General features: G+C 71.1%; 18 protein-coding genes and 1 tRNA gene. 8 read left to right on the plus strand and 11 right to left on the minus strand.

The genetic code is table 11. The annotated features are described in order from the left end of the window. Nucleotides 1–11: 11 nt before the first annotated feature. The 3 genes from IEY12_RS02850 to IEY12_RS02860 all read right to left on the minus strand — a co-directional run bounded on the left by IEY12_RS02850 (nt 12) and on the right by IEY12_RS02860 (nt 2,454). On the minus strand, nt 12–1,868 hold the full coding sequence (locus IEY12_RS02850; protein WP_188878477.1) for an SLC13 family permease: 1,857 nt from the start codon (nt 1,866–1,868) through the stop codon (nt 12–14). Between the two features lie 232 nt (nt 1,869–2,100). After that, nucleotides 2,101–2,175: transfer RNA gene (locus IEY12_RS02855), tRNA-Val, on the minus strand. A 39-nt stretch (nt 2,176–2,214) separates the two neighbouring features. Then, a complete protein-coding gene (locus tag IEY12_RS02860; protein WP_188878480.1) occupies nt 2,215–2,454 on the minus strand; it encodes a DUF7553 family protein in 240 nt (79 codons plus the stop codon). A 25-nt stretch (nt 2,455–2,479) separates the two neighbouring features. Between IEY12_RS02860 and IEY12_RS02865 the strand changes: the two genes are divergently transcribed. Beyond that, nucleotides 2,480–4,291, plus strand: a complete 1,812-nt coding sequence (locus IEY12_RS02865) for an adenine deaminase C-terminal domain-containing protein (protein WP_229870877.1) — start codon at nt 2,480–2,482, stop codon at nt 4,289–4,291. Here IEY12_RS02865 and IEY12_RS02870 read toward each other — a convergent pair. After that, a complete protein-coding gene (locus IEY12_RS02870) occupies nt 4,285–4,818 on the minus strand; it encodes a cob(I)yrinic acid a,c-diamide adenosyltransferase (RefSeq protein WP_188878490.1) in 534 nt (177 codons plus the stop codon). The genes IEY12_RS02865 and IEY12_RS02870 overlap by 7 nt on opposite strands. Continuing rightward, entirely contained in the window at nt 4,815–5,063 is a 249-nt protein-coding gene (locus tag IEY12_RS02875) for a glutaredoxin family protein (RefSeq protein ID WP_188878499.1), read from the minus strand. The genes IEY12_RS02870 and IEY12_RS02875 overlap by 4 nt, the downstream gene beginning before the upstream one ends. Before the next feature lie 96 nt (nt 5,064–5,159). Here IEY12_RS02875 and IEY12_RS02880 point away from each other — a divergent pair, with 96 nt between their 5' ends. Next, a complete protein-coding gene (locus tag IEY12_RS02880; protein ID WP_176969822.1) occupies nt 5,160–5,327 on the plus strand; it encodes a DUF7838 family putative zinc beta-ribbon protein in 168 nt (55 codons plus the stop codon). 14 nt (nt 5,328–5,341) lie between these two features. On the opposite strand, the gene IEY12_RS02885 is transcribed toward IEY12_RS02880, so the two are convergent. The 6 genes from IEY12_RS02885 to gcvT all read right to left on the minus strand — a co-directional run bounded on the left by IEY12_RS02885 (nt 5,342) and on the right by gcvT (nt 12,163). Then, a complete protein-coding gene (locus IEY12_RS02885) occupies nt 5,342–5,725 on the minus strand; it encodes a DoxX family protein (RefSeq protein ID WP_188878504.1) in 384 nt (127 codons plus the stop codon). 193 nt (nt 5,726–5,918) lie between these two features. Continuing rightward, nucleotides 5,919–7,586: a hypothetical protein gene (locus IEY12_RS02890; RefSeq protein ID WP_188878511.1), complete on the minus strand. Its 1,668-nt coding sequence runs from the start codon at nt 7,584–7,586 to the stop codon at nt 5,919–5,921. A gap of 68 nt (nt 7,587–7,654) precedes the next feature. Next, a complete protein-coding gene (gene gcvPB, locus IEY12_RS02895; protein ID WP_188878513.1) occupies nt 7,655–9,088 on the minus strand; it encodes an aminomethyl-transferring glycine dehydrogenase subunit GcvPB in 1,434 nt (477 codons plus the stop codon). Beyond that, nucleotides 9,088–10,407 (minus strand): aminomethyl-transferring glycine dehydrogenase subunit GcvPA, encoded by a 1,320-nt coding sequence (gene gcvPA / locus IEY12_RS02900; protein ID WP_188878516.1) that lies wholly within the window; start codon nt 10,405–10,407, stop codon nt 9,088–9,090. Before gcvPA ends, gcvPB begins: the two co-directional genes overlap by 1 nt. A gap of 284 nt (nt 10,408–10,691) precedes the next feature. Next, nucleotides 10,692–11,069: a glycine cleavage system protein GcvH gene (gene gcvH / locus IEY12_RS02905; RefSeq protein ID WP_188878519.1), complete on the minus strand. Its 378-nt coding sequence runs from the start codon at nt 11,067–11,069 to the stop codon at nt 10,692–10,694. Beyond that, the gene (gcvT, locus tag IEY12_RS02910; protein WP_188878521.1) at nt 11,066–12,163 is read right to left on the minus strand and encodes a glycine cleavage system aminomethyltransferase GcvT; all 1,098 of its coding nucleotides are present in this window, start codon (nt 12,161–12,163) and stop codon (nt 11,066–11,068) included. The genes gcvH and gcvT overlap by 4 nt, the downstream gene beginning before the upstream one ends. 154 nt (nt 12,164–12,317) lie before the next feature. Here gcvT and IEY12_RS02915 point away from each other — a divergent pair, with 154 nt between their 5' ends. The 6 genes from IEY12_RS02915 to hmgB all read left to right on the plus strand — a co-directional run bounded on the left by IEY12_RS02915 (nt 12,318) and on the right by hmgB (nt 18,235). Then, entirely contained in the window at nt 12,318–13,034 is a 717-nt protein-coding gene (locus tag IEY12_RS02915; protein ID WP_188880339.1) for an ArsR/SmtB family transcription factor, read from the plus strand. 72 nt (nt 13,035–13,106) lie between these two features. Next, a complete protein-coding gene (locus tag IEY12_RS02920; RefSeq protein ID WP_188878523.1) occupies nt 13,107–13,565 on the plus strand; it encodes an NYN domain-containing protein in 459 nt (152 codons plus the stop codon). A 57-nt stretch (nt 13,566–13,622) separates the two neighbouring features. Beyond that, on the plus strand, nt 13,623–14,468 hold the full coding sequence (locus IEY12_RS02925) for a TatD family hydrolase (RefSeq protein WP_188878525.1): 846 nt from the start codon (nt 13,623–13,625) through the stop codon (nt 14,466–14,468). A gap of 86 nt (nt 14,469–14,554) precedes the next feature. Further along, nucleotides 14,555–15,136 (plus strand): DUF2150 family protein, encoded by a 582-nt coding sequence (locus IEY12_RS02930; protein ID WP_188878527.1) that lies wholly within the window; start codon nt 14,555–14,557, stop codon nt 15,134–15,136. 55 nt (nt 15,137–15,191) lie between these two features. Then, nucleotides 15,192–16,829 carry an Ig-like domain-containing protein gene (locus IEY12_RS02935; RefSeq protein ID WP_188878529.1) on the plus strand — a complete coding sequence of 546 codons (1,638 nt, stop codon included), beginning with the start codon at nt 15,192–15,194 and terminating at the stop codon, nt 16,827–16,829. A 68-nt stretch (nt 16,830–16,897) separates the two neighbouring features. Then, entirely contained in the window at nt 16,898–18,235 is a 1,338-nt protein-coding gene (hmgB, locus tag IEY12_RS02940) for a hydroxymethylglutaryl-CoA synthase (protein WP_188878531.1), read from the plus strand. The last annotated feature ends 25 nt before the right edge of the window (nt 18,236–18,260 follow it).

An 18,260-nucleotide genomic window follows, 5' to 3' on the forward strand; every position in this document is an offset into this window, starting at 1 on the left:
TGGCCTATGCCTCAGACCCCGAAGAGCGCGCCGATACCGAGCGTGACGACGACGCAGAGGAGGAGCTGGAGGGGCGCGCCCACGCGGACGTAGTCCGTGAACGTGTAGCCGCCCGGCCCGTACACCATCAGGTTCGTCTGGTAGCCGATGGGGGTCGCGAACGCCGCCGACGCCGCGAACAGCACCGCGAGCAGGAAGGAGAACGGCGCGGCGTCGATCCGCGTCGCGGTGTCGACCGCGATCGGGCTCATCAGGACGGCGCTCGCGACCGGCGTGACGACGCTCGCGAACGCGCCCGTGAGGAGGAAGAAGAGCGCGAGCACGCCGAGCACCGGGAGGACGTCCGCCGACCCGACGAGCAGGCTCGAGAGGAACGCCGCCCCGCCCGTGCGCTCCATCGCCACACCGAGCGGCAGGACGCCCGCGAGCAGGAAGACGACGTTCCAGCTCACCGCGTCGTAGGCGTCGGACGGGGAGAGACAGTCCGTGGCGACCATCGCGACGACGCCGCCGAGCGCCGCGATGACGATGGGGACGAGACCGAGCGCCGCGAGCGCGACCACGCCGCCCATGATGCCGAGCGCGAGCAGCGTCTTCGGGCTGAGCGGCGCCACCGCCGCCTCGTCCGCCTCCGGCTCGATGACGTCCAGCATCCCCTCCGGGAGGTGTGCGAGCGCGACGCCCTCTCGGTCCTCCAGCTGCTCGACGTCCGCGAGCGTCGTGTAGAGGAGGAGCGAGTCGCCGGCGCGGAACTCGACGCCGTCGACGTCGTCGAGGAGGGTGTCACCGCGCTGGACCGCCAACACCGTCGAGTCGTACTGCTCGTCGAGGCGGGCGCTCGCCGCCGTCTCACCCGCGAGTCGCGACCCCGCGAGCACCACCACCTCCGCGAGCGTGCTCGATTCCGTCGTCAAGTCCGCCGTCGAGACGTCCTCGTCGCGCCGCCGCCGCAACCCGTAGCGGTCCAGCAGGCGCTCCGTCGTCGCCTCGTTCGCGCGCACCGTCACCACGTCGCCCGCCGCGAGCGTCTGATCCGACGCCGGCGCGTGAAACGCCTCGCCGTCGCGCTCCACGAGGAGGACGTCCACGTCGAGCGCGTCGCGCGCCGCGAACTCCTCGCGCACCTCCTCGATACGCCGCCCCACCACCCACGACTCCGCCGGGACGTCCACCCGGACGAGATGGCGCTCCACGTCGAAGGCCGCCGTCAGCGCCGCCTCAACCGGCACGCGCGCCGGCGTCAGCCGACGCCCCACCGTCAGGAGGTAGGCCGCGCCGACGAGGAAGACCACGATTCCGAGCGGTGTGAACTCGAACATCCCGATCGCGCCCCGACCCGGGAGTTCGCGCGCGAAATCGCTCACGAGGAGGTTCGTCGACGTCCCGATGAGCGTCAGCGTCCCGCCGAGCATCGCCGCATAGGAGAGCGGAAGGAGGAGCTTCGACGGCGAGACGCCCGCCCGCTCGGCGAGCCCCGTCACCATCGGCACGAACACCGCCACCACCGGCGTGTTGTTCACGACCCCCGCGGAGAGCCCCGTCGTCCCCACCGTCGCCGCCAGCAGCCGGCGCTCGTCGCCGCCCGTCACGCGCGCCAGATGGACGCCGAGCCGCTCCACGACACCGGTCTCCTGGACGCCCGCGCTCAGAATGTACATCGCCAGAATCGTCACCGTCGCCGAACTCGCGAACCCCGAAATCGCCTCCGACGACGACACCCCCGTGTAGGGCTCCAGCACCGCCAGCGCCACCAACACGCCGATGGCCGTGAAGTCGGAGGGAATCGCCTCCGTCACGAACAACACCAGCGCGGCCACGATCAGCGCGAAGACGACGAGCATCCCCACGGAGACCGACTCGAGAACCATCATTGAGGGTGAATCACCCCGCCGCGAAAAAGATGTGGAAGCCGACCGACGACCGCGAGCCGTCAGCCTGCCCGCTCGAAACCGACGGCTCCGTCACGAACAAAGAGAGTGAACGGGTCCGGGCGGATTCGGGAACCACGGTCGGAGCAAAGCTCCTCTCTGTTTCGAATCCGCCGACCCACTTCGACGAACGGACTCCTCACTGTCGCTCGTCGTTGCGGTTCGTCAGAAGTGGGTCGGGGCGGATTCGAACCGCCGGCCTGCTCCGTGTGAAGGAGCCGTCATAACCAGACTAGACCACCGACCCGCTACCACCGGATAGCGGGAGCGGCGACTTAAGGCTGTCTTATTCGGCGCGGCGGACGAGGACGCTGCGGGCGTCGGTGACGTAGCTCTCGACGTCGCCCCGGGCGCGCTCGGCGTAGTGCTGGACGCGTTCGCTCGGGGTGGGCTCGCGCTCGTGGTCGCGGCCGAGGAGGTGGCGAACGCGCGTCTCGTAGGGCGTCGCTTCGGTGCGGACGCCGGCGACGACGTGGTAGGCGGTGCGGCCGAGGTGATAGCGGGCGTCGTCGAGGTGTCGGTTCATGTCCTTTCGTAGGCGACAGAAGTATATGGCTCTGTCGCCGCCACGCGTCTCCCGCAAGCGGTTTGTCGGTGTCGGCTGTGGCCTCGACTATGACGACGGAGACGCGAACGGCGGTGGGTCGGCCGTGAATCGGCGCGAGGCGGTGGCGCTCGGTGAGGCGCCGGCGGACCTCGTGGTGCGCGGCGGGCGGGTGTTCCGCCCGGAGACGCGAACGTTCGACGACGTGGCCGTCGCGGTCGTCGACGGGACGGTGGCGGCGCTCCCCGAGGACGCCGCGTCGGTGACCGGCCCGGAGACGACGGTGGTGGAGGCGACGGACCGCGTCGTCGTCCCGGGGTTCGTGGACGCGCACACCCACCTCGACCTCCACCAGTCCTTCGACACCGCCTACCACTACGCCCTGCGCGGCGGGACGACGTCGTTCGTCACCGAGGCGTCGGGGATCGGCACGGCGTTCGGCGCGGCCGGCGTCGAGGCGCTCCTCGACGCGCTCGCCGACCTCCCGGTGACGGTTCGGGCCACCGTCCCGCCGCAGGCGCTCTTCGACACGTTCGGGCCCGCCGAGGAGGCGCGCGGTGACGCGTTCGAAGCCCTCCTCGACGACCCGCGCGTGGTCGGCGTCGGGGAGAGCGCGTGGGTCCACGTCGTCGGCCGGGAGCCACCCGCCGAGCGGCTCTACGAGCACGCACGCGATTGCGGGAAGACCGTCACCGGGCACGGCGCGGGCTGTTCGGGCGCGACGCTGCAGGCGTTCGCCGGCACCGTGACCGACGACCACGAAGCCATCACGTCCGAGGGTGTCGAAGCGCGCGTCGAGCACGGCGTGCACGCTATCGGGCGCTGTGGCTCGATTCGCGACGACCTCGACGCGTTCGCCGAGGCCTACGAGACGCTCGGCGCGAGCGAGCTCTCGCTCTGCACGGACGGGGTGTGGCCGCGCGACCTCCTCGACGGCTGCATGGACGCCGTCGTCGAACGCGCCATCGACGCCGGAATCGCGCCGGTGGACGCCCTCCGGATGGCGACGCTGAACCCCGCGCGCCACTTCGGTCTCGGCGGGAAGGGGACGCTCGCGCCCGGGAGCGACGCGGACGTCGTGATCCTCGAGGACCTCGAAACGGTGGACGTCGCGTCCGTCGTCGCCGACGGCGACGTCGTCGTCCACAACCACGACCTGCGCGTCGGGCCGCGCGCGCACGACTACCCCGACGAGTTCTACGACGCGGTGCGGACGCCGAGCGCGGACGCGTGGCGCGTGCCGGTCGACGCGACCGACGGGAGCAGCGTCGAAGCCATCGCGTACGACGAGGGGCTCTTCTCCGCGCCGACGACGGTCGAACCGACGCGGGAGAACGGCGAGTTGCGCGCCGACCCCGCGAACGATATCGCGAAAATCGGTTTATTCGACCGGCGCGACGGCGAATCGGGGTTCGTCGGTTTCTGCACCGGGTTCGGGATCGAGGGCGGCGCGCTCGCGACGACGGGGACGTGGGAGACGCCGGGCGTGCTCGGCCTCGGCGTCAACGACGCGGACCTCCGGCAGGCCGTCGCACACGTCGGTGAACTCGGTGGCGGGTGGGCGGTCGTCCGCGACGGCGAGGTGCTCGTCGATCTCCCATACTCGATCGGCGGCGTCGCGAGCGCGCGCGACGTCGAGGAGACGGCGCAGTTGCTGTCCGCCGTCGAGGAGGCGACGCGGCGACTCGGTATCGACGCGGCGCGCCCGCTCCTCGGCGTGCAGACGCTCACCTTCACCGGCGTCCCGGCGCGCAAGCTCACGTTCGGGGGGTACGCCGAGATCCGCGAGCGAGCGGTCGTCGGGCTCGCGCCTCAGTAGGAGGGAGCGTCCTCGGTGACGCCCTCGCGGGCGTTCACGAGGCGCGCGAGCGTGAACAGCGCGTCCGAGAGGCGGTTCAGGTAGACGACGACCGTCTCGTTGATCGCTTCCGACTCGGCGAGTTCGACGGCGCGACGCTCCGCGCGACGCGCGACGGAGCGGGCGTGATGGAGGCGCGCGCCGGCCTCGCTCCCCCCGGGGAGGACGAAGTTCGTGAGCGGGTCGAGTTCGTCGTCGGCGTCGTCGATCCAGCCCTCGACCGCCTCGACGTGCGACTCGCGCACGCGCGGGTCGTCCGCGTCCGGCTCCGGGTTCGCGAGGTCGGCCTGCACGACGTGCAGGTGGTTCTGCGCGCTCGCGAGCGCCGAATCGACGTCGTCGTAGCCCGTCGGCGCGACGACGCCGAGTAGCGAGTTCACCTCGTCGACGGTGCCGTACGCCTCGATGCGGGCGTTCGTCTTCGAGACGCGGTCCGCGCCCCGGAGGTCGGTGCGGCCCTCGTCGCCGCGACCGGTGTAGATCGTCACGACTCGGCCGCGAGCGTCTTCTCCACGTAGTCGAGGATGTTCGCGGACTCCGACATGGTGACGCCGCGCTCCTCGTCGACGATGACGGGCACGGTCCGCGAGCCGCTGACGCGCTTCACCTCGTTGCGCTCGGAGTGGAGCGCCGCCGTCCACTCCGTCTCGTAGTCGATGCCGTGCTCCTGCAGGGCGTCGTGGACCTTCTCGCAGTACGGACAGCCCTCGAGCGCGTAGAGCGTGATACCCATGGTCGAGTGATGGGGCGCCGCGCCCATAGGTGTTCCCCGAGGGCCGGGAGTGCGCGTCCCGACACGTTAAACACCCTTCCCGTTCGACACCCGCGTATGGCCACCGAACTCGAACGCACCTGTCCCGACTGCGACGACGAGCAGACGTTCTACCGCGCGGCGGCGACGAACCTCCATCTCGGACTGAAAACGAAGTGGTACTGCCCGGACTGCGGCTACGGCTTCGTCCGCGTGAACGGCGACATCGACAGCTCGACGGCGTAAGGAGTCTCGGCCGGTTAGTCCCGGCTCGCGCGGCGGAAGAAGGAGACGGCGGCACCGAGCACCGCGATATTCTGGAGGAAAGACATGAGTTCGTCTTCGACGCCGTCCTCGACGTTCCAGAAGTCGTGCATCAGCGGCGTGACGCCGACGAAGAACGTGGCGATACTTCCCGCGGAGAGCTTCGGGCGCGTCCAGGAGGCGATGCCGAGGCTCCCGCCGAGCAGGAGAGCGCTCGCGGCCGGGACGAGTTTCGTCGCGGCGGGGACGCCCTTCGCGTCCGCGTAGGCGATTCGCCCATCGAGGTTCTTGAGGTTCAGTGCGGCGAGGACGGTGAGTCCGCCCGCGAAAAGCAGCCGCCCGAGTCGGGACGGCGCACCGGTCGCGTCTGTGTCTGCCATCTTTCGGTGTAAACGGCGCGGGAAACAAGAGGGCGCCCTTCTCGGCGGCAGCCACCGCTTCCGACAATCCGTACACCGCATTCGGCGATACGAAATCCGTCGCTTCGAGGGACCAGCGTCGAATCGCCGGCGCGATGGCTGGTCGGGTAGCGACGCGGCTATCGGCGAGAGGCGGGTGAGTCGGGGCGGCCGGTCAGTATCGGCCGTCGAGCGGGTCGTCCCACGGGTCGCGCTCGACGACGCCGGGGTCGGCGCTCCCGACGGCGTGCGGGTCGCTCTCCGTGAGGTGGTCGTGGAGGTCGGGGATATCGTCGAGGGACGGCCCGCGCGTCTCCGTCGGCGGGCGCGGGTTCGGCCCGGCGTGTCCGCTCGCGCGCGCCGCGCGCTCGGCCCGGTCGTCGGCGTCCTCGGTTCGGGCGTCGTCGAGTTTCGCGTCGACGCGGTCGCGCGAGCGCTCGAAGCCGACGGCCGCGTAGTGCTCGCGCGCGGCCTCGAGATGCGTCTCGACGGCTCCCTCGGCGTCCTCGCGGGCGAGGAGCGCGAGCCGCTCGTGGCGCTGGCCGTCGAGGTGGTGGCGTATTTCGTCGAAACGCTCCTCGGGCGGGTCGAGCGCCGCGATCTCCTCGCGGCCCGTTTCGAGGATGCGGACGGCGGTCTCGTGGTCGCCGCGCGCCGAGGCGGCGTTCGACGCGACGACGGTGCGACTGTAGAGCGGGTCCCACGGCGTGAGCGCGTCGTAGTCGTACTCCTCGGCGATCCCGCGGGCGCGCTCGAACGCCGCGACGGCGAGGGCGTGGTTCGTCGCGCTCCGGTGGCGGTGGCCGACGGCGCGAGCGCGCTCGTATCGCGCGTGCGCGATGAGCCACTCGACGCCGTCCTCGCGGGCGGCGACGAGCGCGCCGTCGTAGCAGAGCTCGTCCACGCGGGCGTCCGCGCGGCTCACCTCGCCCGTCCAGTAGCACGCGTTCGCGAGGACGTACGCGAACTCGGCGCGCGAGCGCCGACTCGCGGGCCCGCAGAGCGCGCGCCACGCCGCGCCGCGCTCGTGATAGGGCGCCTCGGAGGCGCGGTCCTTCAGGCGGGCGTACTCGCCGTCGGCGCGGCCGGCGCTCGCGACGTCCCGTGCGGCGTCGAGGCCGTCCTCGCGGGCGACGCCGGCGAGCCAGTACGCCTCGAAGCGGCCGTCGTCGCGGTGCGCGAGGCGCACGAGGTCGTAGCCCAGATCCCGGACGGGGGCGAGGCCGTGGACCGCGACGAGGTCGCCGAGCGCGTCGAGCGCGTCGACGTCGCCGACCTCGGTCACGTCGTCGAGGCCGTCAGCGAGACGCTCGAATTCCTCGGCGGTGTGGACGGCGAGGCCGTTCCGGGCGCGGGCGGCGGCGCGAGTGAGCGCGTAGCGCCGGGCGTGCAGGTCGTCCGAGGCGTCGCCGTCGGCGCCCGCGAGCGCGTCGACGAGCGCGACGACCCCCTCGACGTCGAGCGCGGGCGCACAGGCGTGTACGGCGGCGACGGCGGAGCCGCGTGCGGTCGCGAGCGTGCGCGCCGCCGCGTCATTGCCACGGAGCGCGTCCGTGAGCGCGGTGCCGAGTGACGGGTCGAGGAGGGGGAGACGGTCGGTGCCGGCGTCGGTTGTGAGGCGGACGCGCGCGACGCCGACGCCGTCGGGGACGCGGACGGTGACGCGCTCGCCGTCGCGTTCGAGCGCCACGCCGTCGGGCGACGCGAGCGCGAGCGACCCGGGGAGGCGGACGTCGTAGCGTCGGTGGGCGTCGGGGCCGTCCTCGTGGTCGCCGGCGACGCGCGAGACGGTGCACTCGCGGTCGTCGGGGAGCGCGTGCGTCCAGCGGAATCGATGCGCCATTACCACCTCGAAGGCGGTGGAGGCGTTTCAGCGTGCGGGTTCGGTGCCGGTGCGCCCGTCGCGTGCGGCTACGCGTCCGAGTCGTCGTCGAGCGCGTGCCACGAGAGTCGGAGGTCGCGCGCGGCGCTCGTCTGGTCGATGCGTCGCGCCGCCGTCTTCTCGGGGGCGTTCGCGAGCGCGGCGTCGTCGTCGGCGGCGGCGCGCTCGAACGCCGCCGCGAGCTGGTCGAGTCCGCGCAGGCCCTCGGCTTCGGTGGGTTCGGTCATCAGCGCCTCCTCGACCGTCTCCGGCCACTTGGTGGTGGGCGGATGCACCGCGTAGTCGAGCATCCGCTTCGCGACGTCGGCGGCGTCCTGCTCGCCCGCGCTCGCCACGAATTCGTGGTGGAACGGCCCGTAGGGGACGTCGTAGGGGACCTGCTCGGCGAGGTAGTTCGCGTTCAACACCGCCTTCCCGGAGGCGTCGCGGAGCCCCGCGTCGCCGAGGCGGAGGAGGTAGGCGTAGGCCTTCACGAGCACCAGCCAGTTCCCCAACTGTCCGTGGACCTTCCCGATGGAGTTCGCGGGCGTGACGCGCTCGTAGTCGCCGTCCTCACCCTCTCGGACCTGCGGGCTCGGGAGGAAGTCGGCGAGGTCCGCGGTGACGCCGACCGGGCCCGCGCCGGGGCCGCCGCCGCCGTGCGGCGTCGCGAACGTCTTGTGGACGTTGAAGTGCATCACGTCGAAGCCCATGTCGCCCGGTCGCGCGCGCCCGAGGAGCGCGTTCAGGTTCGCACCGTCGTAGTAGAGCAATCCCCCCGAATCGTGGACGACGTCCGCGACCGCCTCGATGTCGCGCTCGAAGAGCCCGAGCGTGTTCGGGTTCGTGAGCATCAGCGCCGCCGTCTCCTCGCCGACCGCCGCCTCGAGGGCGTCGAGGTCGACGCGGCCGTCCTCGCCCGAGGGGAGCGAGACGACGTCGTAGCCCGCCATCGCCGCCGTCGCGAAGTTCGTGCCGTGCGCGCTGTCCGGGACGACGACCTCGTGGCGCTGGCCTTCGCCGTTCGCCTCGTGGTAGGCCTTCGCGATCGCGATGCCGGCGAACTCGCCGGCGGCGCCCGCCGGCGGCTGGAGCGTCACCGCGTCCATCCCGCCGATCCGCGCGAGGGAGTCCTGCAGGGCGTGCAGAAGCGCGAGCGTCCCCTGCACGCTCTCGTCCGAGCGGTCCGGGTGGACGGCCGCGTCCGGGTGTGCGGCGACGTCCTCGGTGAAGCGCGGGTTGTACTTCATCGTGCAGGAGCCGAGCGGGTACGGGCCGGTGTCGACGCCGTAGTTCATCTGCGAGAGCCGGACGTAGTGCTCGGCGATCTCGGGCTCCGAGGGCGACGGCAGCGTCACCGAGTCGCGCGTCAGCTCCTCCGGGAGAGGCGTGTCCTCGACCGCGACGGTCGTCTCACCTTTCTCGGAGAGGAGTGGTTCGTGGGCGTCCTCGCCCGCGTAGCGGGCCTGGTCGTACTCGTCCATCACGCGGCCTCCTCGAAGGCGGCGACGAACTCCTCGACGTGCGCGTCGTTCGCGTCCGTGACGCAGACCTGTACCTCGTGCCCGCCGACGACGTGGACCGCGAACCCCTCGGCTTCGAGGGCCTCCGCGACGGCACCCGCAGGCTGGTCGGTGTGCGCGACGAACTCGCGGAAGTGGTGGCGGTCGTGGACGGGCGCGCGGACCCCGGTGATGGCGTCGAGTCGCGAGGCGAGGTCGCGCGGGAGCTCGACCATCCGCTCGGCGAGGTCCACCAGCCCGTCGGGGCCGAGCCACGCCGCGTGGATCGCCGCGCGGAGCGCGAGCCACGCCTGATTCGTGCAGATGTTGCTCGTCGCGCGCTCGCGGCGGATGTGCTGTTCGCGCGTCTGCAGGGTGAGCGTGTACGCGCGCTTGCCCGCCGCGTCCGTGCTCGCGCCGACGAGTCGCCCGGGCACCTGTCGGACGTAGGCCTCGCGGCACGCGAAGAGCCCGAGCCCCATCCCGTACGCGGTGCCGAGGCCGAGCACGCTCGCGTCCCCGACGACGACGTCCGCGCCGACGTCGGCGGGCCGCTGGAGGAGGGAGAGCGCGACTGGGTCGGAGCCGAGGCAGAAGAGCGCGTCGTGCTCGTGGGCGACGTCGGCTATTTCCGCGAGCGACGCCTCGATCGCCCCGCGCGTGGTCGGCGACTCCGCGTACACCAACACGGTGTCGTCGTCCACGAGCTCGCGGAGCGCGGGGACGTCGAGCGTCCCGTCGGCCATCGGCACCGACTCGACATCGAGGTCGGCGCCCGCAACGTAGTTGCGGAGGACGCTCTCGCGCTCCGCCCGGAGGCCGTCCGGGACGACGACGGTGTCGCCGGTCGTCTCGCGGACGCGCGCGGCGAGCAGCGCCGCCTCACCGAGCGCCGTCGCCGCGTCGTACATCGAGCAGTTCGCGACGCCGAGGCCGGTGAGCTCGACGAGGAGGGACTGGTACTCGAAGAGCGCCTGCAGGAAGCCCTGCGTGACCTCGGGTTGGTACTGCGTGTAGGAGGTGAGGAACTCCGAGCGCCCGGAGAGGTCGTCGACGACCGAGGGGACGTAGTGGGCGTAGTGGCCGCGTCCGAGGAACTCGGTCAGGTCGGCGTTGCGCGCGAGCGTCCCCTCCACCTCGCGGCGCGCCTCGCGCTCGGTGTGCTCGTCGATACCGAACGCGCCGTCGAACCAGACCGATTCGGGGATGTCGAAGAGGTCGTCGATGGAGTCCGCGCCGACGACGTCGAGCATCGCCTCGACGTCCGCGTCGGTGTGGGGGGCGTACGGCGTCCCGCTCACGCGAATCCCCTCGAGGGTGAGCGTGGGTAAGCCGGACGCCGTTCGGCGCTACTCACGCGAATCCCTCTGTGAGTGAGTGGCGGTCAGCAAGTCGAGTCGCCGGGCGTCCGGCGGTCACGTCGAATCACTCCCCGTCGCCGCGTGCGTCCGCGGAAGCATGCCGGGGTCTGCGAGCGGGAGGACCAAGATACCCCCGGTCGCCCCGAAACGTCCGCGTCCGTGTGCGGACTCGCCGTCCTCACCGACGCGAGTTTAGCGCTGTGACACGCCGGCCGTGAGCGGGCTCACTCGGTCCGCTCGCGGTAGCCGTCGGGCGCCAGCAGGTCGTCGACGTCGCCCTCGGGCACGTCCTCGAGTTCGAGGAGCCACCCGCCCGCGAACGGCTCGTCATTGACGAGTTCGGGCGCGTTCTCGAGGTCGTCGTTGACGGCGGCGACCGTGCCCGAGACGGGCGCGTAGAGGTCGCTGACGGCCTTGATCGACTCGACGACGCCGAACTGCTCGCCGGCCGTCACCGACTCGCCGACCACGGGGAGGTCCACGAAGACGACGTCACCGAGCTCGTCCTGCGCGAAGTCGGTGATGCCGACGCGGCCGTCGGCGGGGCGATACCACTCGTGCGACTCGAGATAGTAGCAGTCGTCGGGTACGTCGAAGCTCATCTGTCTATGAAGGGGGGTTCGGTGATAGTTGCGCGTTTCGCCTCGCCGCGAATGACGACGTAGACGGTCGTTCCGGGGTCCGCGTAGGCGGCGTCGAGGTAGCCGAGGCCGATGGGTTCGCCGCGCGTCGGACTCATCGTCCCGCTCGTCAGCTCGCCGATTCGGTCCGCCGCGTCGGCGTCCGCCGTAACGGCGTAGCCGTGTCGGGGGACGCCGCGCTCCTCGAGGACGAGGCCAGTGAAGCGCTCGGCGAGTTCGCCCGCCGCCTGCGCGACGAGGGCGTCGCGCCCGACGAACGCGTGGTCGAGGTCGACCGCGAAGCCGACGCCCGCCTCGAAGGGCGTTCGGGGGTTCTCCTCGTGGTGAAAGTCCTGCCCGGAGAGCAGGAACCCCATCTCCGTGCGGAGGGTGTCGCGCGCGCCGAGCCCGCAGGGGCGATAGGCCGGGACGAAGGCGTCCCACAGCGTCGCGCCGTCGCCGGTCTCGAAGACGAGTTCGACGCCGTCCTCGCCCGTGTAGCCCGTCCGCGAGACGAGGCAGTCGACGCCCGCCACGGTCGCGTTCGCGGCCTCGAAGCGCCCGAGCGCCTCGACGTCGGCGGTCGTCTCGTCGGCGACAGCAGAGACGGCGTCGGGGCCCTGCACCGCGAGCATCCCGCGCTCGTCGCTCACGTTCTCCACGGCGGCGTCGAGCCCCCACGCGTCGCGGTGGTCGCGCCAGCGCGCGACGGCCTCGGCGTCGTGGCCGGCGTTCGGCACGAAGAGATAGGTCTCGCCGTCCGGGAGCAGGTAAACGAGCGTGTCGTCGACGATGACCCCCTCCTCGTCGGTCTGGAGGGCGTACTGGGCGTCGCCGGGGTCGAGGTGCGACGCGTCGTTCGTCGTCATGCGGGAGACGAGTTCGAGCGCCTCGGGACCCGACACCTCGACTTCGCCCATGTGCGAGACGTCGAAGACGCCGACGCCCTCGCGGACGGCCGCGTGCTCGTCGCGGATACCGTCGAACTCGACGGGCATCTCCCACCCGCCGAAGTCGGTGAACGTCGCGCCCGCCTCGGCGTGCCGGTCGTGCAGCGGCGTCGTCCGGGAGGCCATACGGAACGCGCGGACGCCGACGACCTAACGCTTTCCCCGGACCGGGGGAGGGAGAGACGACAGTCGGCGCTGTACCCCCCGTTTCGGGACTACAAGCGCCGTTGAACCCTCGCGATAGCTTATACGCGATGGCGACGAACTGTCCCGTGTGAGCATGAAGGAGCTGTTCCCGCTCAAGCCCGCGTCCGAGGGCGAGCGCGAACGCGACCCCAAACTCGTCGGAATCGGGGAGGCGGAGGCCGAGTCCGTGTTCGCGGCGCTCTCCTCGGGGACGGCGCGCGCCGTCCTCGACGCGCTCTACGAGGAGCCGCTGACGGCCTCGGACATCGCGGAGGAGGTGGACACGAGCCTCCAGAACGCCACCTATCACGTGAACAAGCTCCGGGACGCCGGCCTCGTCGACGTCTCGGAGACGTGGTACTCCGCGCAGGGCCGCGAGATGAAGGTGTACGCGCCGACGAACGGCCCGCTCGTCGTCTACGCCGGCGCGCGCGAGGGCGAGGCGGACGAACCGCTGTCGGCGGCGCTCGCGAAACTCTTCGGCGCGGTGGGCGTCGTCGCGCTCCTCGGCGCGCTCGTGAACGGCCTCGCCGGGGTCCTCGCGTCGACCACGAGCGGGCCGGGAATCGGGGGCGACGCCGGGGCGGGCGGTGGGTACGCGGTCTCCACCGCCCGCGCCGAACCGGCGGGCGACCCGTCGCTCCTCGACGCGGCCGTCGCCGCCCTCCAAAGCGTCGCCGACGCGGCCCTCGCGCTGCTCGGCTCGCCGGGCGGCGTGACGTTCCTCGTCGGGACGCTCGTCCTCCTCGCGCTGTTCGCGCGCTGGTACGCCGCCGCGTATCGCGGCGGGCGCGTCCGCGTCACGCGCTGACCGGTGGCGGCCGTCGTCGGCGGGGCTCGGCCGATTCGCCACGGCTTTACCCGGCCACCCCCCACGGATGGTATGGAACGGCTCCGTGACGCCCTCGCGGGCGGCGACGACCCCGGGGTCGCGCTCTTCGTGGACGGCCCGAACGTCCTCCGCGACGAGTTCGACGTCGACCTCGACGACGTGCTCGCGGCCGCACGCGAGGAGGGCCGCCTCGTCGTCTCGCGACTCTACCTCGACGAGCACGCGACGCCCGGCCTCATTCAGGCGGGCGAGGCACGCGGCTACGACGTGCGGGTGACGAGCGGCGACGTGGACGTGAAGCTCGCGGTGGACGCGACCGAACTCGTGTTGAGCGAGCACGTCGACCTGCTCGCCGTCGCCTCCCGGGACACCGACTTCAAGCCCGTGCTGGAGAAGGCCGCGGAGAACGGCGTCGCGACGCTCGCCATCGCGCCCGGCGAGCACGGCCGCTCGGACGCCCTTCGGAACGCCGCCGACGACGCGCTCGTCCTCGCGGACCCCGAGGAGTAGCCGGGGCGCGACGGACGGAACGGTCCTTTTTCACGCCGGGCGCGCGTGGGGTCGAGTATGCGCGACTTGGGCACGCCCGTACTGGACGACCACCTGCACCTCGACCCGCGCCACGCCCGTGGCATCGATGCGGTGACGGACTTCGCGCGCTCGGGCGGAACGCATCTGCTCGTCGTGAACAAGCCGTCGTGGCACCTCGGCGTCGAGGCCGACGTCGGCGAGGACTTCCGCGCGGTCTTCGAGGAGACGCTCGACGTCGTCGCGGACGCGAGCGAGGAGTTGCGCGGGCGCGCGTGGCCCGTCCTCGGGGTGCATCCCGGACTCGTCTCCCGCCTCGTCGACGAGCGGGGCTTCGACGCCGACGAGGCGGCGGAGTTGATGTGCGCGGGCCTCGACGTCGCCGCCGAGTACGCCGCCGACGGCGAGGCGGTGGCGCTGAAGTCCGGCCGGCCGCATTACGACGTGAGCGAGGCGGTGTGGGACGCCTCGAATCGCGTCCTCCGGCACGCCCTCGAGCGCGCGGCCGAGACCGGCGTCGCGCTCCAGCTCCACACGGAAGCCACCGAGGACCTCACGGACGTCGCGGCGTGGGCGGAGGACGCCGGAATCCCCCCGGAGCGCGTCGTGAAACACTACGCGAGCGGCGAGTGCGCGGGCGTGACGCCGTCGGTGATGTGCGAGAAAGACTACCTCGAGGACGCGGTCGCGTCGGACGCCCCGTTCCTGATGGAGACGGACTACGTGGACGACCCGGAGCGTCCCGGCGCGGTGATGGGCCCGAAGACCGTCCCGCGACGGGTGAACTGGCTCCTCGAGAACGGCCACGAGGCGGCGGTGGAGCGAGCGCACGTCGAGAGCCCCGACGCCGTCTACGGGATCGACACCGTCGGGACGCTCGAGTAGCACGCCGATGAATCGGGGCGTGCGTGCGCCTCGCAGGCGCCGGCGGATAGGAAAGGCATTTGTCCCGCGCTCCGGTCGTATGGGGTATGAGTGATATCGAGGAGGAGTTCTACTCCGATGAGCGCTGGCAGAACTGGCTCGACAGGCTCCGCGACGAGGAACTCGACCCCGAGGACGAGGACTCCGCGCGCCTCCTGTACAACCTGCAGGACGACGTCGCGATCGCGGTCGCGAAGATCGTCTCCGCCCACCAGAGCGACGAGCTCGAGGAGGAGGAGGCGCTCGACGAACTCGCGTCCATCCGCGAGGTCGTCCTCGCCGAGCCCGAGTTCGACGACCAGGACAAGAAGATGCTCGTCGAGGGCGTCCAGACGAGCCTCGTCGCGGTCTTCTACTCCGCCGACGTCTACATCTCGAACGGGCCTGCGGAGGACGCGAGCGTCCAAGAGTACGTCGAGGCGGCGGCCTCGGCCGAGCGCGAGGAGGAGTTCGACCGCGCGCTCGAACTCGCGGCGTGCGCCGGCTCGCAGCTCTTCGACGGCGCCGAGATCGACCTCGGAATCACCGAAGAGCTCGAGTACGGCCCGCTGACCGACTGGCTGAGCGGCCTCGACAGCCTCCAGAGCGCGCTCGCCGACCCGGAAGTCATCGAAGACGACGAGGAGTAACGCCGCGTGTGCCGGCCATCGGTTTTAGGAGAGTGGCGGGGGTCGTCTGCGAACGATGAGGGACAGGAGGGCCGTCGCCGGCGTCGTCGGAGCCGTCTTACTCTTCGGTATCCTCGTTATCTCGCTCTCGATCTATCAGGCGCAGGTCGTGCCCGCTGAGAACGAGCAACTCGAGTTCCAGCACAACGAGCGCATCCACGACCAGTTGACGGACGTCCGAAACGCCGTCCTGCGGACGGCCGGGTCGGGGAACTCCCAGCCGGTCTCGGTGTCGCTCGGACTGCGTTATCCGACGCGCGTCGCGGCGGTGAACCCACCGCCGGTCACCGGAACCCTTCGCACCGACTCGTTCGCGTCGAACGTCACGATACGGAACGTCGAGGCGACGAACGCCGAAACCGCCGACTACGTCTCCGGCACGCTCTCTTACTCGACGTCGCGACTCGTCTACAGCGGCGACTACCACGAGTATCGGAACGCGCCGCGAACGGTCTACGAGAACGGCGTCCTCTACAACCAGTTCGACAACGGCGCGAACCTGACGCTGACCGGGCAGTCGATGCTGTCGGGGAACCGCCTGACGCTCGTGACGCTCGCGGGCGACTACGAGGAGTCCGGCATCAGGTCGGCGTCCGTCGACCCGCACCCGTCGAGCGCGCCCTATCACGAGGTGACGGTGACGAACGAGAGCAACGGGCCGCTCGTCCTCTCGCTCCCGACGACGCTCCCGGACTCGACGTGGGAGGACCTCCTCGCCGAGCAGATATCGAGCGGACGCGTGCTCGACGTCACCCCCGGCGACAACGGCACCGTCGACGTCCGCCTCGAACCCGGCACGTACGTCCTCCAGCTCTCGCGCGTCGGCGTCGGCTCGGGGGTCGAGGACCCCGGCCCGCACTACCTCGTGCGGGACGGCGGCGACGGCGCGACCCTGAACCCCGGCGAGTCGCACACCCTCGACGTCGCGGTCCGCGACCGATTCAACAACCCGTTCGCGGGCCAGACGGTGAACGCGACGGTGACACGCGGGCCGGGGTCCGTCTCGGGGCCGGCCACGACCGGATCGGACGGTGGCGCGTCGTTCACCTACACCGCGCCGGGAACGGTCAGCGGGAGCGAGGCCGTCGGTGTGACCGTCTGGTTCGGCGCGTCGAACGCGAGCGCGGCCGGCACGCTCGAGCGGACGACGTTCGACCTCACCGTCACGTCGGGTGGCAGTAGTGGAGGCGGTGGCGGAAACAGCGACCGACAGGTGACGCTGGTGCGTGGGTCCGAAGGAACGTTCTGGAACGGCATCCAGTTCGACGTCCGAAACACGGGGAGCGGGCCCGTGGACGTCACGGCGGTCCGCGTCGAGAACACCACCAACTCGAAGGTCGACGGCATCTGGGAGAGCCAAACGGGGTCGTACGCTCGGGGCCAGCACGAGGTGTATATCGACGCAGCGGAGCAGGGCGTCCTCGAGATGGACGGAACCCCGTATTCCGAGGATTCCGGGACCGAGCTCCCGATCGGAAGCAGGGAGCCCATGACCGAGGACGCGACACTGAACGGCCAGACGAACGCGACGGTCTACATTGGCGCGTTCTGGCAAAACAAGAACCAGCGGGCCAACATGCGTGGTGAGACGGTCTACGTCACGCTCTACGTCGACGGCTCGCCGAACACCTACGAGATCACGATTCCGAACTAGCCGGCGTTCGTCAGCCGTCGAATCGGCTCATCGACAAACCCATATGCGCGTTTCGTGAAGGAGACGGCATGACAGCCGTCGGTATCGACGCGGTCGAGATCTGGACCGGAAAGCTCGCGCTCGACCTCGCCGAGACGTTCGCCCCGCGGAAGGGCGACGACCCCGAGAAGTACACGAAGGGCCTCGGCCTCTACGAGAGTTCGTTCCCCGACGCCTACGAGGACATCGTGACGATGGGCGCGAACGCCGCCTATCGCCTGATGGAGCGGAAGGACCTCGACCCGGAGGACGTCGGCCGCATCGACGTCGCGACGGAGTCCGCCTTCGACAACTCGAAGCCCGTCTCCACCTACATCGCGGGCTGTCTCGAGGAGGTCTACGACGACGACTTCCACCACGCGAACAAGGGCGAGCGGAAGTTCGCCTGCATCGCTGGGACGCAGAGCCTCGACGACGCCTGCAACTGGATCCGCGCCGGCCGCAATCGGGGCCGGGGCGCGCTCGTCATCGCGAGCGACACGGCGCTCTACGCGCGCGGTGACGCCGGCGAGGCGACGCAGGGCGCGGGCGCGGTGGCGATGTGGGTGACGGAGGACCCGAGTCTCGTCGAGCTCTCGACGGAGCAGGGCTACGGGAGCGCGGACGAGACGGACTTCCTGAAGCCAAACCAGCAGTTCCCGAGCGTGGACGGCAAGCGCTCCATTCAGGTGTATCTCGCGCGGATGCGCGAGGCGCTCGTGGACTTCGAGAGCGTCGCGGGCAAAGTCGGTCCCGAGGACTACGCGTACGCGCCGTTCCACACGCCCTACCCGGGGATGGTCCGGAAGGCCGCGCTCCTCGCCTACCGGCACACGATCCGGGGCACCGAGGTCGAGGACGCGCTCGCGGACGAGATCGGCCGCCAGCCCCGCCGTGCGGACTTCGCGGACGAGGAGGCGTTCGACGCGGCGATCCGCGACTACATGGACGACCTGAAGGAGCAACCCGCGTACCACGAGTGGTACGACACCCACATCGAGCCGACGCTCGCGGTGAGCGAGCGCGTCGGTAACTGGTACACGGGCTCCGTCCACCTCGCGCGGATGGCGGCGCTGTACCACGCGGCCGAGGCCGACCGCGACCTCGCGGGCGAGAAACTGCTCGTCGGCTCCTACGGCTCCGGCGCGCAGGCGGAGATCCACGCGGAGACCGTTCAGGACGGGTGGCGCGAGGAGCTCGACGCGCTCTCGATCTTCGACCGAATCGCGGAGCGCTACGACCTCTCCTTCGAGGAGTACGAGCAGGTTCACGACCGGCACAACCACGAGAAGCAGTCCGAGCTCGAGCCGTTCACGACGCCCGAGGACGAGTTCGTCTTCGACGGCTGGGGGCCGATGAACGAGCGGAAGTACCGGTACGTGGAGTAGGTGGGGTCGACCGGCGGGTGGGCCC

Source organism: Halarchaeum grantii (assembly GCF_014647455.2).
GTDB classification, from domain to species: Archaea; Halobacteriota; Halobacteria; order Halobacteriales; family Halobacteriaceae; genus Halarchaeum; species Halarchaeum grantii.

Excerpts from the sequence above, each read along its gene's own strand:
- IEY12_RS02935 (WP_188878529.1), top strand. The coding sequence starts at position 15,192 with ATGAGGGACAGGAGGGCCGTCGCCGGCGTCGTCGGAGCCGTCTTACTC.
- IEY12_RS02850 (WP_188878477.1), bottom strand. The coding sequence starts at position 1,868 with ATGGTTCTCGAGTCGGTCTCCGTGGGGATGCTCGTCGTCTTCGCGCTG.
- IEY12_RS02875 (WP_188878499.1), bottom strand. The coding sequence starts at position 5,063 with ATGGGTATCACGCTCTACGCGCTCGAGGGCTGTCCGTACTGCGAGAAG.
- IEY12_RS02880 (WP_176969822.1), top strand. The coding sequence starts at position 5,160 with ATGGCCACCGAACTCGAACGCACCTGTCCCGACTGCGACGACGAGCAG.
- IEY12_RS02925 (WP_188878525.1), top strand. The coding sequence starts at position 13,623 with ATGCGCGACTTGGGCACGCCCGTACTGGACGACCACCTGCACCTCGAC.
- IEY12_RS02920 (WP_188878523.1), top strand. The coding sequence starts at position 13,107 with ATGGAACGGCTCCGTGACGCCCTCGCGGGCGGCGACGACCCCGGGGTC.
- IEY12_RS02865 (WP_229870877.1), top strand. The coding sequence starts at position 2,480 with ATGGCTCTGTCGCCGCCACGCGTCTCCCGCAAGCGGTTTGTCGGTGTC.
- IEY12_RS02930 (WP_188878527.1), top strand. The coding sequence starts at position 14,555 with ATGAGTGATATCGAGGAGGAGTTCTACTCCGATGAGCGCTGGCAGAAC.
- gcvPB (WP_188878513.1), bottom strand. The coding sequence starts at position 9,088 with ATGGACGAGTACGACCAGGCCCGCTACGCGGGCGAGGACGCCCACGAA.
- gcvH (WP_188878519.1), bottom strand. The coding sequence starts at position 11,069 with ATGAGCTTCGACGTACCCGACGACTGCTACTATCTCGAGTCGCACGAG.
- IEY12_RS02915 (WP_188880339.1), top strand. The coding sequence starts at position 12,318 with ATGAAGGAGCTGTTCCCGCTCAAGCCCGCGTCCGAGGGCGAGCGCGAA.
- gcvT (WP_188878521.1), bottom strand. The coding sequence starts at position 12,163 with ATGGCCTCCCGGACGACGCCGCTGCACGACCGGCACGCCGAGGCGGGC.
- IEY12_RS02860 (WP_188878480.1), bottom strand. The coding sequence starts at position 2,454 with ATGAACCGACACCTCGACGACGCCCGCTATCACCTCGGCCGCACCGCC.
- hmgB (WP_188878531.1), top strand. The coding sequence starts at position 16,898 with ATGACAGCCGTCGGTATCGACGCGGTCGAGATCTGGACCGGAAAGCTC.
- IEY12_RS02890 (WP_188878511.1), bottom strand. The coding sequence starts at position 7,586 with ATGGCGCATCGATTCCGCTGGACGCACGCGCTCCCCGACGACCGCGAG.
- IEY12_RS02885 (WP_188878504.1), bottom strand. The coding sequence starts at position 5,725 with ATGGCAGACACAGACGCGACCGGTGCGCCGTCCCGACTCGGGCGGCTG.